The organism is Verrucomicrobiia bacterium (assembly GCA_035629175.1).
GTDB lineage: Bacteria > Verrucomicrobiota > Verrucomicrobiia > Limisphaerales > DASXHY01 > DASXHY01.
On the sequence record DASPIL010000107.1, the window covers coordinates 108,288 to 125,267 of the forward strand.

At 58.4% G+C, this 16,980-nt stretch carries 15 protein-coding genes; 12 read left to right on the top strand and 3 right to left on the bottom strand.

Annotated elements, in window-relative coordinates; genetic code table 11:
* Nucleotides 1–349 precede the first annotated feature (349 nt).
* The 3 genes from VEH04_20130 to VEH04_20140 form a co-directional block, all read right to left on the bottom strand.
* Nucleotides 350–1,174, bottom strand: coding sequence for a hypothetical protein (locus tag VEH04_20130; protein ID HYG25082.1), 825 nt, complete (start codon nucleotides 1,172–1,174; stop codon nucleotides 350–352).
* A 95-nt stretch (nucleotides 1,175–1,269) separates the two neighbouring features.
* The gene (gene clpX, locus VEH04_20135; GenBank protein HYG25083.1) at nucleotides 1,270–2,577 is read right to left on the bottom strand and encodes an ATP-dependent Clp protease ATP-binding subunit ClpX; all 1,308 of its coding nucleotides are present in this window, start codon (nucleotides 2,575–2,577) and stop codon (nucleotides 1,270–1,272) included.
* 2 nt (nucleotides 2,578–2,579) lie between these two features.
* The gene (locus VEH04_20140; protein HYG25084.1) at nucleotides 2,580–3,221 is read right to left on the bottom strand and encodes an ATP-dependent Clp protease proteolytic subunit; all 642 of its coding nucleotides are present in this window, start codon (nucleotides 3,219–3,221) and stop codon (nucleotides 2,580–2,582) included.
* A 121-nt stretch (nucleotides 3,222–3,342) separates the two neighbouring features.
* Between VEH04_20140 and VEH04_20145 the strand changes: the two genes are divergently transcribed.
* From VEH04_20145 to VEH04_20200, 12 genes are all read left to right on the top strand, one after another.
* Nucleotides 3,343–3,738 carry a VOC family protein gene (locus VEH04_20145; protein HYG25085.1) on the top strand — a complete coding sequence of 132 codons (396 nt, stop codon included), beginning with the start codon at nucleotides 3,343–3,345 and terminating at the stop codon, nucleotides 3,736–3,738.
* Nucleotides 3,739–4,040: 302 nt separating this feature from the next.
* Nucleotides 4,041–4,718 carry a redox-sensing transcriptional repressor Rex gene (locus VEH04_20150; GenBank protein ID HYG25086.1) on the top strand — a complete coding sequence of 226 codons (678 nt, stop codon included), beginning with the start codon at nucleotides 4,041–4,043 and terminating at the stop codon, nucleotides 4,716–4,718.
* 29 nt (nucleotides 4,719–4,747) lie between these two features.
* Nucleotides 4,748–6,262 carry a pyruvate carboxylase subunit B gene (locus VEH04_20155; protein HYG25087.1) on the top strand — a complete coding sequence of 505 codons (1,515 nt, stop codon included), beginning with the start codon at nucleotides 4,748–4,750 and terminating at the stop codon, nucleotides 6,260–6,262.
* An 11-nt stretch (nucleotides 6,263–6,273) separates the two neighbouring features.
* The gene (locus VEH04_20160) at nucleotides 6,274–8,415 is read left to right on the top strand and encodes a methylmalonyl-CoA mutase family protein (protein HYG25088.1); all 2,142 of its coding nucleotides are present in this window, start codon (nucleotides 6,274–6,276) and stop codon (nucleotides 8,413–8,415) included.
* 34 nt (nucleotides 8,416–8,449) lie between these two features.
* Entirely contained in the window at nucleotides 8,450–10,627 is a 2,178-nt protein-coding gene (gene scpA, locus VEH04_20165) for a methylmalonyl-CoA mutase (GenBank protein HYG25089.1), read from the top strand.
* Nucleotides 10,628–10,732: 105 nt separating this feature from the next.
* Nucleotides 10,733–11,758: a methylmalonyl Co-A mutase-associated GTPase MeaB gene (gene meaB / locus VEH04_20170; protein HYG25090.1), complete on the top strand. Its 1,026-nt coding sequence runs from the start codon at nucleotides 10,733–10,735 to the stop codon at nucleotides 11,756–11,758.
* Nucleotides 11,755–12,189 carry a methylmalonyl-CoA epimerase gene (mce, locus tag VEH04_20175; GenBank protein HYG25091.1) on the top strand — a complete coding sequence of 145 codons (435 nt, stop codon included), beginning with the start codon at nucleotides 11,755–11,757 and terminating at the stop codon, nucleotides 12,187–12,189. Before meaB ends, mce begins: the two co-directional genes overlap by 4 nt.
* A gap of 12 nt (nucleotides 12,190–12,201) precedes the next feature.
* Nucleotides 12,202–13,755: a carboxyl transferase domain-containing protein gene (locus tag VEH04_20180; protein HYG25092.1), complete on the top strand. Its 1,554-nt coding sequence runs from the start codon at nucleotides 12,202–12,204 to the stop codon at nucleotides 13,753–13,755.
* A gap of 19 nt (nucleotides 13,756–13,774) precedes the next feature.
* Nucleotides 13,775–14,167 (top strand): hypothetical protein, encoded by a 393-nt coding sequence (locus VEH04_20185; GenBank protein ID HYG25093.1) that lies wholly within the window; start codon nucleotides 13,775–13,777, stop codon nucleotides 14,165–14,167.
* A 13-nt stretch (nucleotides 14,168–14,180) separates the two neighbouring features.
* Nucleotides 14,181–14,591, top strand: coding sequence for a biotin/lipoyl-containing protein (locus VEH04_20190; protein ID HYG25094.1), 411 nt, complete (start codon nucleotides 14,181–14,183; stop codon nucleotides 14,589–14,591).
* Between the two features lie 4 nt (nucleotides 14,592–14,595).
* The gene (locus VEH04_20195) at nucleotides 14,596–15,360 is read left to right on the top strand and encodes a biotin--[acetyl-CoA-carboxylase] ligase (GenBank protein ID HYG25095.1); all 765 of its coding nucleotides are present in this window, start codon (nucleotides 14,596–14,598) and stop codon (nucleotides 15,358–15,360) included.
* The gene (locus VEH04_20200; GenBank protein HYG25096.1) at nucleotides 15,357–16,859 is read left to right on the top strand and encodes a succinate CoA transferase; all 1,503 of its coding nucleotides are present in this window, start codon (nucleotides 15,357–15,359) and stop codon (nucleotides 16,857–16,859) included. The genes VEH04_20195 and VEH04_20200 overlap by 4 nt, the downstream gene beginning before the upstream one ends.
* Nucleotides 16,860–16,980 lie beyond the last annotated feature (121 nt).

Consider the following 16,980-nt stretch of genomic DNA (forward strand, 5'->3'; position numbering starts at 1 on the left):
CTGTCAGGCTGTTTTCCAGATCCGCAGGCCGGCAGGCACAATCGCGCTTCCGCTCCACGGACCAGGAGGTGGCGCCCGCATTTTTCTACGAGGCGCTGCACCTGTGACTTATCGGCGACATCCGGAGTGGCTTAACGAAAGTTCTGCAATTCAGGGCAAAAACGCCCCAATTTTGCACGTCTTTTGAGGGAGACAGCCTTAGTCTCTGGACGGGTGGGGCTTGCTATTTGCCGGACGAAAACGGATTTCGGCGCGAGAGGCTCGCGTTGAGTGGCTGGAACAAACCCGTCGCATGCGAGCCGGGATTCAGGGTTTTACCGGCGCAATTCTTCGATGCCCGGTGGGAGGGTCACCGTGCGGATCGTGATGAGGCGGGGAGCTTTACCGTGAAGGCGCTGGTGGCAGCAATCCTGGAAAGGTCGCCTTTGTGGAACTCGTTGCGATACTCCTCCGCTTCCAGGAGATGCTGGTAAAGCTCCTTTTTGTCGCGCTTCAAAATGAACTTCAATTCGTCGAGGTCATCCGACCACTTGAATCCGTTGAAGAATTCGGCGCCTGTAAATTGTGTTTTATACAAGGCGGTTTGCGAGTAGCAGGTGCCGAGATAAAAATGCTTGAAGCCGCGCGTGGCAAACAGTTCGACAGCCGAGGTCATCATGAACATGCCGAGATTGCGCGCGTAATAGTTCAGGTCGTAGAACGCATAGTAATAATAGCCGAGTTCCTTCGATTCCACATACAGCGTGGCCACGCCGACTTCAGCGGCGGTCTTCATGTCGACGAACACCAGCAGGTGCGAAATGATCGGCGATGCGAACAGAGAGTCGAGCCGTTCGAAGCTCATCACGTCCTTGCCGAACTTGATGTCTGCGTAGGTTTTGAAGAACTGGCGCCGTTCAGGTGTGTAATCGTACTTCTCCCGGGGCACGAGTTTGACTTCGATGTCATTTCCTTTCCGCAGAATGCGCCGATTTTCCGAGGAGGGCTTGAATTTTCCCAGGTTGACGCGGATTTGGCGGCACAGATAGAAGCGATCCAGGTTGCGCGAGGAGGGGAGAAATCCCGAAGCGAAGATGTCTGCAGGAGTTTCACCGGCCTCTGGAAGTGCCCAGATCGCATAGGGAAACTGGTAATGCTCGTAATCGGACTTCTGCTCGGAAAAAAGGAGTTTCATGGGCGCGGCGATTTAATACGTCGCACCCATGAAAGGGAAATGCAAAGTGGGACCTCCGCGTGGCGGAACGCCGATTCCAAGCCGGGTCGTGGAACTTAGGCCGCAGCCTTATCCGCTTTCCTGCGAAGCAGAGGCTTTGACTCACCCGTGACCACGCCTTGCGTGATCTTCACATGCGTGATGTCGTCGCTGCTCGGCACGTCGTACATGATGTCGAGCATGAGCCTCTCGAGCAGGCTGCGAAGGGCCCGGGCTCCGGTGCCTTTTTTGATGGCTGCTGCTGCGAGTTCCCGAAGCGCATCAGGCGTGAATTCCAGTTCCACGCCTTCCATCGAGAGCAGCTTTGCGTATTGCTTTGTCAACGCGTTGCGAGTGTCGGTGAGGATGGAAACCAGCTGTTCCTCGTTCAACTCGCCCAGGACAGTGACCATCGGGAGGCGCCCGATGAATTCGGGAATAAACCCGAAGCTCAACATGTCCTCGGGTTCGACGTGCTGGAGAATTTCCTGCCGCTTGATGGTGGCGGTCTTGTATCCCTGTTCCGCAGCGCGGAAGCCCATGACATTGTTGCCGAGCCGGCGCTGTATGATTCGCTCGAGCCCCACGAAGGCGCCGCCGCAAATGAATAGGATATCGGCTGTATTGACGCGAATGTATTCCTGCTGGGGATGTTTGCGCCCGCCTTGCGGCGGCACATTGCAAACCGTGCCTTCAAGGATCTTCAACAACGCCTGCTGAACGCCTTCGCCGGACACATCGCGCGTAATCGAAACGTTCTCCGTCTTGCGCGAGATCTTGTCGATTTCGTCAATGTAAACGATGCCGCGCTGTGCTCGCTTGACGTCGTAATCCGCATTTTGAAGCAAGCGCAGGATGATGTTTTCAACGTCTTCACCCACGTAGCCCGCCTCCGTGAGCGTCGTGGCGTCTGCAATTGCAAACGGAACATCCAGAATCTTTGCAAGCGTGCGGGCGAGCAGGGTCTTGCCGGAGCCCGTGGGTCCGATCATGAGTATATTGCTCTTCTCAATTTCAATCTCCGCGTGCGGGCCCGAAGGCATGCTGGCAGTGGAATCCTTTCCTTCGTCGCCTTCCGTGGTTGCGGCTGGTTCCTGAAGGATGCGCTTGTAATGGTTGTGAACGGCAACCGAAAGGGTCTTCTTCGCGTGTTCCTGACCAATGATGTGCTTGTCGAGCTGCCGCTTGATCTCTGCGGGTTTGGGCACCTGGACCCGCGTTCTCGTCTTGCGGCCCTGGGTGGAGAATTCCTTGTCCAGGACGTTCTTGCAGAGGACGACGCAGTTGTCGCAGATGTACACACCCGGTCCGGCGATCAGTTTTTTGACTTCCGCGTGGGATTTCCCGCAGAAGCTGCACAGGGTGATATTGGTGGGACGCGCCACGCTTATTCCTTTTTGTCGATGAGTGAAGTGGCTCGTTCGGCCATGCCCGGTATTTCCTTGCGCGACTGGACAACCTCATCCACGAGGCCGTAAGCCTTGGCTTCCTCGGCAGACATGAAATTGTCGCGATCGCAATCCTTCTCGACCTGATCGATCGCTTTCCCGGTGTGCTTTGAGATGATTCCGTTGAGCCGCTGCTTCAACTTGAGCATGTAACGGACACGGATTTCAACATCGCTCGCCGGACCTTCAGCGCCGCCGAGCACCTGGTGAATCATGATGTTCGAGTTTGGAAGCGCGTAACGCTTGCCATGGGTGCCGCCGCAGAGAAGCACCGCGCCCATCGACGCAGCCTGTCCAATGCAGTAGGTGTTCACGTCGCAGGTGAGGAATTGCATGGTGTCGTAAATTGCCAGGCCCGCGGTGACGCTTCCGCCCGGAGAATTAATATAAAGATGAATGTCCTTCTTGGGATCGGTCATCTGCAGGAACAAGAGCTGTGCAATAATGAGATTGGCGACCATGTCATCGACGGGGGTGCCCAGGAACACGATGCGATCCACGAGCAATCGCGAGTAAATATCATAACCACGCTCCCCGCGGCCGGTTTGCTCGACCACCATGGGCACTAAGAAATTTTGCATAGATTTATTCTCTGGTGCGCAACCTACTGGAGCCATAACGAGAGGTCAAGCGCCCCAGGCGCATCGCCTTGCGCCCGAAAATTTCGTGCAACGCGGGAGAAATCCGCCTAGAACTGCGGGCGTGAACTTCGCGATTGAACACATCGGCCTTCCCGCACAAAACACCACGGCATTGAAGGACTGGTACGTGCAGGTCCTCCGTTCAGAAGTCATCTATACCAACGATCAGAGTCCACCCATGTTCCTCCTGCGCGTTGGAGGCGCCATGATGATAGAAATTTATGCGGGCGACCAGTCGCTTCGCGAAACCGGCAACAACCGATTGAACGGCTGGCGGCATGTGGCCTTGCGAGTGGAATCGATTGAGGAGGCGCGAACACACCTGGAATCTGCGGGGGTTCCGATAACAGACGAGATCCGGCCCGCTGGCGGCGGCGGACGGGTTCTATTCTTTGCCGATCCCGAAGGCAATCTTCTTCATTTGGTCGAACGTTCCACGGATTCACCTGTTCGTTGATTCCCTCCAAGGTTCTCCACATCTCCTCTAAGGGAACGCCACTTACGTCCCCACTGTTTCTTTTTTTCGTCCGGGCTGTTTTCATTTGCGCCCCGGGGTTTCAGGTGCAAGTGTCGTCGAACAATCGGCAGCGCACACGGCTCACCACTCCTCTTGCGCCCTTCTTGCGCCCTTGTCCGAATAATAAGAATTCCTGAAATGGGATGGCTGAACGATAAAAATAGTTGATTCATCTTCCTCGGGACGTATCGTTCGTTACGAAACGATATTCCAGTATCGATATCCAAGTCGCGATAGCTGCAATGATCAAAAGAACAGCCTCAGGGCCGGTGGAAAGTGCGCAAAAAGCGAGCGTTGCTTGTCTTAAGCGGCTGCCGTCGTATCTGCAGCTGCTGAGGGAGATGCAAAAGCATGGCCAGGAATTTGTATCCGGCACCGTTCTTTCCAGCGTTCATTCGCTCGAGCCTGTCATCGTCCGCAAAGATCTCGCAATCACCGGGGTTGTCGGACGGCCGAAACTGGGGTTCAGGATCGATGAGTTGATTCACGCGATCGAACGCTTCCTTGGATGGGATCGGCCGACCGAGGCGGTTCTCGTGGGCTGCGGGAGTCTCGGAACGGCTCTGCTCGGTTACGGGCGGTTCAGCGGATTGCGGCTGAAGGTGGTGGGGGCTTTTGATCGCGACAGCCGCAAAACGGGGCGCGTGGTTCACGGCGTTAAGATTGGCGCGATGGACACGATGGCGTCCTTTGCCGCGCATCGGAATATCGCGCTGGGCCTGCTCACCACGCCTGCGGAGTCCGCCCAGGAAGTGGCGGATCAGATGGTGGAGTGCGGCATTCGCGGCATTTGGAATTTTGCACCAGTCAAGTTGAACGTCCCGCCGCACGTGGTCGTGCAAAAGGAGGACATTGCGGAAGGATTGGCGGTATTGCTCCACCGAATGCGACAGGCCCACGCAGACGCAATCGCCGATTGAAATTTAGCAAAGCAACAGGAACGAAATTCATGAAAGCAAAGAAAGTATTGTTCAATAACACCGTTCTGCGCGATGGCCACCAGTCCATGGCTGCCACACGCATGGCGACTTCCCAAATGCTCGAACCCGCGCCCATCCTCGATGAAATGGGCTTTGCCGGGTTGGAGACTTGGGGCGGAGCAACGATCGATTCCTGCCTTCGGTTCCTGAACGAGAACCCGTTTGATCGCCTTCGAACCCTGAAGAAGCTGGCTCCCAGGACACCGCAATTGATGCTTCTGCGCGGGCAAAACATTGTTCAATACGCCAGTTTTCCCGACGACGTTGTCGAGACATTCGTCCGTCTCACCTGCGAGAACGGGCAGGACATCCTGCGCATCTTCGACGCGCTCAACGATGTGCGGAATCTTCAAACCGCGATCAGGGCCACAAAGAAATTCGGCAAGCACGCCCGCGGCGAACTGTGTTACACGATCAGTCCTGTGCATACGGTGGAGAACTTTGTGAAGATGGGTGTCGAGCTTGAGAAGATGGGTTGCGATTCCATTGGGATCAAGGACATGTCAGGGATCCTCCAGCCGCAAATCGCGTTCAAGCTCGTGCAGGAACTCAAGGGCGAGGTGGGAATTCCAATCGCATTGCATACGCACGACACGGCGGGCCTTGGCGCGGCCAGTTACCTCGCTGCGATTGATGCCGGAGTGGATTGTGTGGAGGTCTCGATTACGCCGTTCGCCAATGGCACGTCACAACCCGACACGCAGCGCATGCTGGCATTGCTGGAAGGACATCCGCGCTGCCCCAGTTTCGACACCGAAAAACTCGCAAAACTCCGCACCTATTTCGAAGGCGTCTACAAGCAGCTCGAGAAATTCACGAGCCCGGCCAACGAACGCGTCGACAGCGACATCCTCATTTATCAGGTGCCTGGCGGGATGCTTTCGAATTTCCGAACACAGTTGAAGGAACAGGGAATGGCCGACAAGTTTGACCAGGTCGTAAAGGAAATTCCCGTGGTGCGCGCGGCACTGGGCTGGATTCCGCTGGTCACGCCGACATCGCAGATCGTGGGAACGCAGGCGATGATGAACGTCAAGTTTGGGCGTTGGAAAATGATCTGCCAGCCTGCGCAGGACATTGCGCTGGGCAAATATGGCCGCACTCCAGGGCCGATCGATCCCGGCGTCCTGGCGCAGGTAGAGAAGCAAACGGGCAAGAAGCCCACGACCGAAAGGCCCGCCGATCTGCTGCAACCAGGCATGGAAGGTTATCGAAAACAATGCGGTGAGAAGGGACTGCCAACTGACGACGAGACGGTGGTGTTGTTTGCGATGTTTCCGCAGCAGGTGCAGGATCTGCATAAGCCCAAAGCGGCAGCCGCAGCGACGGCCACTCCGGCTGCGCCCGCGCCGGCGCCTGTTGGAAAAGCCGCCCCACCATTAGCGTCAACAGCCACCGCAGGAACCACAGGAGCAGTGGGACGCCAATTATTCGTCACGGTGAACGGACAGCGGCATAGCGTAACCGTCGAAACCCTCGATTGAACATTGAGCTCATGACAGCCCCGGAAAATCAACAGAAGCGGGAAACGTTGCTCGCGGAATTCCCGCAGGCAAGCGTGGAGGAGTGGCGCCGGCTTGTGGAAGCCGAGTTGAAGGGTGCGCCTTTCGACAAGAAGATGTTCACCGACACTTACGAGGGAATCCACGTGAAGCCTCTCTATCGCAGCGAGGACATTGCGAACCTGCCGCATGTCCATTCCTTTCCCGGGTTCGCGCCGTATGTTCGCGGAGCGCGCGCCAGTGGTTATGTGAAGCGACCCTGGGATGTGTCGCAAGAAATCGCTGTCTCAAGCCCGACGGCTTTCAACGACGCTGCGCGCAACTCGCTCGCCCGCGGATTGAACGCGCTGAACATCGTTCTCGATCGCGCAACCCGCAACGGCCAGGACCCCGATTGGGCGCAGCCGCATGAGGTCGGTTTGGGCGGGCTCTCCATCGCGACGTTGAACGACCTGAATCGCGCACTGGATGGAGTGGATCTCGATACCACATCGTTGTTTGTCCGGTCGGGGGCATCAGCAATGCCATTCGCCGCAGTGCTGATTGCGCTCGCACGCAAGCGGAAGAAAACGCCAGCAAACTTGCGCGGATGCATTGAGATGGATCCGCTTGGCGTGCTGTCGCACGAGGGCAAGCTGCCGCAATCGATGGACGGCGCGTATAATGAAATGGCGTGCCTCACCGCATGGGCTGCCGAACGCGCGCCAAAACTTCAGACAATTTGCATCCACAGCCGTGCCTGGCACGAGGCCGGAGGAAGCGCGGTACAGGAACTCGCGTTTACGCTGGCCACTGGGCTCGAATATCTCCGCGAGTTGAATCAACGCGGCCTGGACGCCGACCTTGTCGCGCCTCGCATGCGTTTCGCGATCACCGTTGGCGAGCAATTCTTCATGGAGATTTCCAAGCTGCGCGCCCTGCGCATGCTTTGGTCACGCCTCATTTCAAGCCTTGGCGGCAATGAAGCATCCCAGCGCATTTCGATTCACGGACGCACATCGCTTTGGAACAAGACGGCCGTGGATCCCTACAACAACCTGCTGCGCGGCACGGTGGAGTCCTTCAGCGCGGTGCTGGGCGGAGTCGATAGTTTGCAGGTCGGCGCGTTCGACGATGTGTTGCGGCCTCCTGACGACTTCAGCCTGCGCATCGCGCGCAACACGCAATTGATCCTGCAGAAGGAATGCAACCTGACTGAAGTGATCGATCCCGCTGGCGGCTCCTGGTATGTGGAATGGCTGACTGCCGAAGTGGCGCGCCGGGCATGGACGCTGTTCCAGGAAGTCGAGAAACTCGGCGGAATGCGCGCTGCGCTCGAGACCGGGTTTCCGCAAAAGTCTGTGGCAGCAACGGCAGCCGACAAACTCAACGCAGTTGCCCGGCGTCGTGACGCAATCATAGGCGTCAACCAATATGCGAATCCTGCGGAGAAGCCTCTGCCCGTCCCGCCTGTTTCTGCGGAACCATTTCACAAGCGCCGCGTCCAGCAGGTCACATCGCACCGAACTTCTCTCGACGACGAAACCAATGCCGCAGTGCTCAACCAGCTCTCGCGCGTCGTGGGCGCGAAGGGTGTGGATTTGTTTGAGGTGTGCGTGGATGCCGTCGCGGCTGGCGCAACTCTCGGCGAATTGACGCGGGCCATTCGGATTCAAGACGCGCCAGGAACGCCAATCATCCCGGTATGTATCACCCGCGGTTCGGCGCAACTGGAGCGGCTTCGGGCTGCGATGAACCGGCAGGTGGAACCCGCGCCTGTGTTTCTCTGCACGATGGGCGCGCCAAAGGAATACCGCGCGCGCGCGGAGTTTTCCCGCGGCTTCTTCGCAGTCGGCGGGTATATCGTGAGTGCGCCCCGCGGATTCAAAACACCTGCGGAAGCCGCTGACGCTTTTGCCAAATCCAGTGGACGAATCGCTGTGATTTGTTCGACGGATGAGAACTATCCCGCGCTCGTGCCGCCGCTCGTGGCGGAATTGCGCTCGCGCAAACCTGATGCTGTGGTGGTGCTGGCGGGTTATCCACCCGACCAAATCGAAACGCACAAGAAATCTGGAGTCGACGAGTTCATTCACCTGAGGGCGGACGCCCTGGAGGTGCTGACGAAGCTGCACCAGAAACTGGGAATTGTATGAACACCACACTTTGGGCAACCCCTTTTGATCGCGCATGAAAACGTTTCCCGACTTTACGCAAGTGCCCTTTGACAGCACGCCCGCGACAATAACCCGCGCCGACTGGCGCGCGCATTTTGAGGCAGAAACCGGCGCGTCGCTCGACGAATGGGTGACGAAGACGCTGGAACAGATTGATCTTCAGCCGTTGTACGATGCCGATGACCTCGCGCGCTGCGAGCATCTTGAAACATTGCCCGGCCTCGCGCCGTACGTTCGAGGCCCTTACGGTTCAATGTATGTCAGCAAGCCCTGGACGGTCCGGCAATACGCAGGATTCTCCACGGCCGAGGAATCGAATGCGTTTTACCGCCGCAATATCGCAGCAGGCCAGCAGGGTTTGTCAGTTGCTTTCGACCTGCCAACGCATCGCGGATACGACTCGGATCACCCGCGCGCGTTTGCTGATGTTGGCAAGGCAGGAGTGGCGATCGATTCAATTGAAGACGTAAAACTTCTGTTCAAGGACATTCCGCTCGATCGCATTTCCGTTTCGATGACCATGAACGGCGCGGTGCTGCCCGTGATGGCGTTCTACATCGTGGCGGCGGAGGAACAGGGGGTGAAACTCGAGCAACTCTCGGGCACGATTCAAAACGACATCCTTAAGGAATACATGGTGCGGAACACCTATATCTATCCGCCTGCGCCTTCGATGCGCATCATCGCTGATATTTTCGGCTTTGCGTCGAAGTTCATGCCGAAGTTCAATTCGATCTCGATTTCGGGCTATCACATGCAGGAAGCGGGCGCGACGGCTGACCTTGAAATGGCTTACACGCTCGCGGACGGCCTGGAATACGTTCGCACTGGCATCAAGTCAGGAATCGACATTGATGCATTTGCTCCGCGGCTCTCGTTCTTCTGGGCGCAGGGAAAAAATTACTTCATGGAGGTGGCGAAGATGCGGGCTGCCCGCGCTCTGTGGGCCAAGCTTATCCGCCAGTTCAATCCGAAGAATCCCAAGTCGATGGCCTTGAGGACGCATTCGCAAACTTCGGGCTGGTCCCTGACGGAACAGGATCCCTTCAATAACGTTGCGCGCACGTGCATTGAAGCCATGGCAGCTGCGCTCGGCCACACACAGTCACTCCATACGAACTCCCTCGATGAGGCCATTGCTTTGCCCACTGACTTCTCCGCACGCATCGCGCGCAACACGCAGCTGTTGCTGCAGGAGGAGACCGGCATCTGCCGTGTCATTGACCCGTGGGGCGGGTCGTTCTTTGTCGAGGCGTTGACTGACGAGTTGATGCGCCGCGCGTGGGGCCATATTCAGGAAGTGGAATCGCTCGGCGGAATGGCCAAGGCGATTGAGACAGGTTTGCCGAAGCTGCGCATCGAGGAAGCGGCGGCGCGGCGCCAGGCGCACATTGATTCGGGCAAGGAACAGATCATTGGCGTGAACACGCTGCGCCTGGAAAAAGCCCAGCATCTCGACCTGCTGGAAGTGGACAACTCCGCCGTGCGCGAATCGCAGATCAAACGATTGCATCAGATCAAGGCGAGCCGCGACAACGCCAAAGTCCAGGCCGCTCTCGATGCCCTGACGCGTTGTGCGGAAACGGGCGGGGGCAATCTGCTCGGGTTGTCCGTGGAAGCCGCGCGCGCTCGTGCTACGTTGGGCGAAATTTCGTTCGCATTGGAGAAACACTTCAGCCGGCACAAAGCCGTCATTCGATCCGTGAGTGGAGTTTATCAAGCCGAATTCGGAAGCGACCCGCAAATTCAGCAGGTGCGCCAGTTAACCGACCAGTTTGCCGAGAAACAGGGACGCCGCCCGCGTGTGCTCATCGCCAAGATGGGCCAGGACGGACACGATCGCGGCGCGAAAGTCGTGGCAACGGCTTATGCAGACCTCGGATTTGACGTGGATATCGGACCGCTGTTCCAACAACCCGAGGAAGCGGCGCGCATGGCGGCAGAGAACGATGTGCACGTTGTTGGGATTAGCTCCCTAGCTGGCGGACACAAGACCCTGCTGGTTCAATTGCGCGAAGAACTCGTGAAGGTGGGTCGCGACGACATCATGATCGTCGTGGGCGGTGTCATTCCTCCGCAGGACTATGACTTCCTGAGGGCCAATGGAGCGGCTGCTGTCTTCGGGCCGGGCACGTTTATTCCAGACGCGGCGAAGGAGATTCTGACGCAGTTGAACCAGACATTGGGGTAAATGAAGCGGCATGGGAACATCGCGGAACATGGAGAGTCAGTCGGGCGAACGCCGGTTAAGCCGCGCCGATGCAGTCGCGTGGGTTTACGCGGGAGGAGCAGGCGAATGAGCGAAGAGCGTTCCGTCCCAATGACTCCCAGGCGTCCGCGCCAGATGACGGTGGAGGATTACGTTTCGGGCATTCTCAATCGTGATCGCGCAATCCTCGCGCGTGCAATCACGCTCGTTGAAAGCACGTCGCGCCTGCACGAGGCCTTGGCGCAGGAGGTGTTGCAGCGCGTGATGCCGCACACAGGGAAAGCCAGGCGCGTGGGAATCACGGGAGTTCCGGGGGTTGGCAAAAGCACGTTCATCGAATCCCTGGGAACGCACCTCGTGGAACGGGGGCAGCGAATCGCAGTTTTGACGATAGATCCGACGAGCTCGCGTTCCGGCGGAAGCATCCTCGGTGACAAGACGCGGATGGAAAAGCTGTGCCAGTTGCCTGCCGCATTCATTCGTCCTTCGCCCACGGGACACAGCCTCGGGGGCGTTGCGCGGCGCACGCGCGAGACGATGCTGCTGTGCGAGGCAGCGGGCTACGATTCGATCCTTGTGGAAAGCGTCGGCGTTGGGCAGACCGAGATCGCGCTCCGCTCCATGGTCGATTTTTTTCTGCTGCTGCTGCTGCCCGGAGCAGGGGACGAATTGCAAGGCATCAAGAAGGGGATTGTTGAAATGGCGGACCTCGTGGCGATCAACAAGGCCGATGGCGACAACCGCTTGAAAGCCGAACTCGCGCGGCAGGATCAGAGCGCGGCGCTGCATTACCTGCAATCGGCGACGCCAGGCTGGAAGACGGACGTCGCATTGTGCGCGGGGCTGACGGGCGACGGCGTTCCAGAGCTTTGGCAGGCCGTAGAACGCTTCTACGCAGAGTTGGAGCCCAAGGGCGTCATTGCCCGCCGGCGGCAGGATCAATCGTTTTCGTGGCTTGAGTCGCTGATCGAGGACGAGCTCAAGCGGCGATTTTACGAAGACCCGCGCGTCAGTGCGCGGCTCCCGGAAGTGCGGCAGGCTTTGATCCGTGGTGAGACCACGGCGGTGCGTGCCGCAGCGGATTTGATGAACGTTCATCGACAAAATTTATGATCAAGAAAATCGACCATCTCGGCATCGCGGTTAAGTCACTCGATGAAGCGGTTCCGTATTACGAGAAAGCCTTGGGGCTGAAATGCGAGCATCGCGAGGAAGTCGCGTCACAGCGCGTGCGCACCGCGTTTTTCAACTGCGGCGAAGTTCACCTGGAGTTGCTTGAACCGACGGATCCGGAAAGCCCGATCGCCAAGTTCCTGGAGAAGAATCCTGCGGGCGGCATTCACCACATTGCCTTTGGCGTGGATGACGTACAGGCGCAGCTGCAGCAGGCTGCAGGCGCAGGCGTGCGCTTGATCAATGAGGAACCTTTTGACGGCGCAGCGGGCAAGCTCGTCGCGTTTCTCCATCCAAAGTCCACCTTCGGCGTGCTCACGGAATTCTGCATGCCCAAGGGAGGCGACGACACCTGCGGTTGCAAACATTAACCCGAAAACTTTATGGCCATTAGCAAAGCACTGTTGGAAGAACTGGAGAAAAAACGCGCGGCCGCCCGCGCTGGCGGCGGGGAGGACAAGCTCAAGGCACGGCGCGCGAAAGGTCTCATGACGGCGCGCGATCGCCTCGACGCTCTCTACCAATCCGGCACATTCCAGGAATGGGGAATGCACGCCGACCACGATTGCCACAACTTCGGCCTTGAGAACAAAACGATGCCGGGGGACGGCGTTGTCACGGGAACTGGATTGGTCGATGGACGCGCCGTGGCAGCGTTCAGCCAGGATTTCACAATCAGTGGCGGATCGCTCGGCCGTATTCATTCCAAGAAGATTTGCGACATCATGGAATACGCGCTGAAGGCAGGCTGCCCCATTATTGGCTTCAACGATTCAGGCGGCGCGCGCATCCAGGAAGGTGACGATTCCCTCTCGGGCTACGGGCAGGTCTTTTTTCGCAACGTCCTCGTGTCGGGCGTTGTGCCCCAGATCGCGATCATAGCCGGACCTTGCGCGGGCGGCGCCGCCTATTCCCCGGCGCTGATGGATTTCATCATCATGGTCAAGGGCTCCGCCAACATGTTCATCTGCGGACCCGAAGTGATCCAGGCGGTCACAGGACAGAAATGCACGATGGAGGAAATCGGCAGCGCCATGGCCAACGCGAGCGTCAGCGGCAATGTTCATTTCATCGCCGAGAACGACGCCGATGCTGTGCGCATTGCGAAGAAGCTGCTCTCGTATCTGCCGTCAAACAACATCATGGACCCGCCGCATGCGCCGACGCCCAAGATCGACCTGACGCCGGATCCCGAGATGAACAAGCTCATCCCCGAGAACATGAAGGATCCGCTCGACGTCACCAAGGTCATCGCGCGGCTCGTGGATGGCGGCGATTACCTGGAAGTGATGAAGGAGTTTGCGAAGAACGTTGTGATCTGTTTCGCGCGCATCCAGGGGATCGTTGTGGGCATCATTGCTAACCAGTCCGCTGTCAAGGCAGGCACGCTCGACATCGACGCTTCGGACAAGACGGCGCGGTTTATCCGTTTCTGCAACGTGTTCAATATTCCCATTGTGACGCTCGTCGACGTTCCCGGATTTTTGCCGGGCGTGCAGCAGGAACGCGGCGGGATCATCCGGCATGGCGCGAAGATGTTGTTCGCCTATGCTTCGGCAACAGTTCCAAAGATCACGGTGATCCTGCGCAAGGCGTATGGCGGTGCTTACCTCGCAATGTGCAGTTCCGACATGGGGGCCGACGCAGTCTATGCATGGCCCACGGCCGAGATCGCGGTCATGGGCGCAGAAGGCGCGGTGAAGATTCTATACAAGCGCGAAATTGCCGCGGCTGCCGATCCCAAGAAGGAGGAGGCCAAACTGGTTGCGGAGTATCGCGACCATTTTTGCTCGCCGTACGAAGCTGCGAAGAAGGCGATGATCACCGACGTCATCAGTCCGGCCGAAACGCGCGCCACAGTCGGGCTGGCATTGCGAAATGTCCTGAGCAAGCGCGAAACGCGTCCGCCGAAAAAACACGGAACGATCCCGCTGTAAGCATCAACTCCGTTGAGCCATGAGCGATTCAAGAAATCCAAATGAGGGCCTGGGTGCGGCTGAAGCCAGCCTGGGCAGGGCGCTGGTGCTGTTGCATCGCGCTGCGTCGAGGTTGGACGACAGTTCCCGCCACGCGGAGGTGCAGGCGGCTCTCCGCCACGCTGCTGAGCTTGTCGAGCAGGCGCGGCACACGCACGGCGGTGGCATTCATGTGCCGCTCGGAGCGCAGAAGGTTTCGACCGCCGTCACCTCGGAGATAGCCGCGGTGATCGCCGCAGCCGTTTCGGTTGCGCTAGACCGGCCGTATCGATTGGTTTCCGTTCAACAGGTTTCTGTGCCTGTCGTTCCGCACCTCAACGTTTGGGCAGTGGAAGGCCGCACCCAGATTTTCATGTCCCATCGCGTCCGTTAACCCGCAATTTCACATGATCAAAAGACTTCGTGTAACTGTAGATGGCACCGCTTACGACGTGACAGTCGAGGTGCCGGAGGAATCGTCAGCAGCCACCGCGGCTCCTGCACCATCAACACCGCCGCCATCCGCATCTTCGCCCACTCCGCCTCCTGCCCCAACTCCCGCTCCCGCACCCGTTGCTGCGTCGAAGCCGGTCGAAGCGTCCGCGCCAGGCGACGTTCCCAGCCCGCTCTCAGGCCGTGTCACTGCAGTCGTGGTTCAAGCCGGCCAGGAAATCAAAGAGGGCGAACACCTGCTGACGCTGGAAGCGATGAAGATGAACACGTTCGTATTCGCGCCGAAGAGTGGAAAGGTCACTGCCGTGAAGACAGAGGTCGGCGCGGTCGTGGAAGAGGGCCAGGGCCTGGTCACCATCGGATAAGCCGATGAATCTCAGCTCTGCCAGATTCGATGCCGGCCGGAAATCTGCCGTGGCCGGATGGACGGTGCTGGAATTCGAGCAGGTTGATTCAACCAACCTCGTCGCAGCCACACTGCCACCGTGGACCGCTGTGCGCGCCGAAACGCAAACCGCAGGACGCGGCCGCTTTCAGCGTTCCTGGGTTTCAAACGAGGGTGGCCTCTGGCTGTCAGCGGTTGTCCCCGCGCCGAATCCTCATTCGCGTGAATTACTTCCGCTGGCCGCAGGGCTGGCGGCAATTGAGACGCTCCGTGGGCTCGGCGTGAAGCACGCGCGCCTGCGCTGGCCCAATGACGTGATGATCGGCGAACAAAAGCTCGCCGGCCTTCTCATCGACACCTTTCAACCCGGAACGGCGGTCGTCGGACTGGGAGTGAACGTGAGGAACCAGCCCGCCGTTATTGAGACGACGCTTGCGTCCACGGCTGCCCGCCTTGCGGATTTGATCGACCCTTGTCCCTCCCTCTCCACGCTCACGGAGGCGCTGCTGCAATCCATTCGCGAGGTTGTTCAACCGCTGCAAAAGAGCCGCCTCACTGAATTGTGTCCGCGCATCAATGCGCTCTGGGATCGGTCGCGGCCCGTGAAGCTTGACCTGGATGGCGTCGAGGTAACGGGCTCATTCTGCGGCGTGGATGAATGCGGGCGTTTGCTGTTCTCCGATGCCTCGCGTCACATTCATTCATTTGCGCCGCACCAGGTGCGGTCGCTTCGGGAAATTTCATCATGAACTCGTATCCAAAAGTTACCGCCGCTGAAGCCGCGGATTTCATCCAGCACGATCAAACGGTTGCCTTCAGCGGATTCACTCCCGCGGGCGCTGCGAAGGAAATTCCCAAGGCCATCGGCGCCCGTGCGAAGCTACTGCACGCCGAGGGCAAACCGTTTCAGGTTGGCGTGATGACGGGAGCGTCGACAGGCCGGTCGCTTGACGGCTCGCTTGCCGATGCGGAAGCCGTCAAGTTCCGCATGCCGTATCAATCCGATCCGACCCTCCGCAAGAGCATCAACGAAGGCAAGACGCAGTTCTTTGACATGCACCTGTCCATGGCGCCGCAGAACGTGCGTTATGGATTCCTTGGGCCCGTGCATTTTGCTGTGATTGAAGCGGCGGACGTTTCCGAGCACGGTGAGATCACACTCACCTCTTCGGTTGGCGCAGCGCCGACCTACTGCCGCGTTGCTGAGAAGATCATCATCGAGCTCAATGCGTTTCACCCCGCATCGTTGCGCGGATTCCACGACGTCTTCGAGCCCGAAGATCCGCCCTATCGAAACCCTATACCGATCTTTCGTCCGTCGGATCGCATCGGCGCGCCGGTCGTGAAGGTCAACCCGAAGAAAATTGTCGGGATCGTGCAAACGGATGCAGCCGATGAATCGGGTTCGTTCAGCGAGATTGGAGAAACAACAGCGAAGATAGGCCGCAACGTGGCGGAGTTTCTTGCAGCGGAATCGCGCCGCGGATTGATTCCCAAGTCATTTCTCCCAGTGCAGTCGGGTGTCGGCGACACGGCCAACGCGGTGTTGAAAGCCATGGGCGAAAACGCCGACATTCCGGTTTTCGAAATGTACACCGAGGTGATCCAGGATTCCGTGGTGAACCTGATGAAGCAGGGGAAGATCCGTTTTGTAAGCGGCTGTTCGCTCACGGTGACCAATCCGACCTTGAAAGAGATTTACGCGAACCTCGATTTCTTCCGTCCTAGGATGCTGCTGCGCCCGCAGGAAATCAGCAACAGCCCCGAGATCGTCCGCCGCCTCGGAATTATTTCAGTGAACACAGCGATCGAGGTGGACATCGCGGGCAACGTGAACAGCACGCACGTTCTTGGCCGCAGCATGATGAATGGCATCGGCGGGTCGGGCGACTTCGCGCGCAATGCATTTCTCTCGATCTTCACGTGTCCCTCCACTGCGAAGGATGGAAAGATCAGCACGATTGTCCCGCTGGTGAGCCACCTGGACCACAGTGAACATTCAGTGCAGATCATCATTACCGAACAGGGCGTTGCCGACCTGCGCGGAAAAAGCCCGATGCAACGGGCGGAGACAATCATTCAGAACTGCGCGCATCCCGATTATCGGGGGCTCCTGCGCGACTACGTGAAGATGGCAGGTTCAGTGCACTCACCTCAAACGCTCAGTGCGGCTTTCGGGCTTCACCAAACATTTGCGAAGGCGGGAGACATGAGAAAAATCGCCTGGGGCGATTTCATCCCGCGATAGTCGTCCCGCTCTCGTAGATACCGCGCGAACCACGAGTGGAATGATTTGTTCCACTCGTTAAGCCATTCTGCTAGCCGGCCGCAGTCTTCACCGGGGAATCTTCCCGTAGTTTCCGATTCCT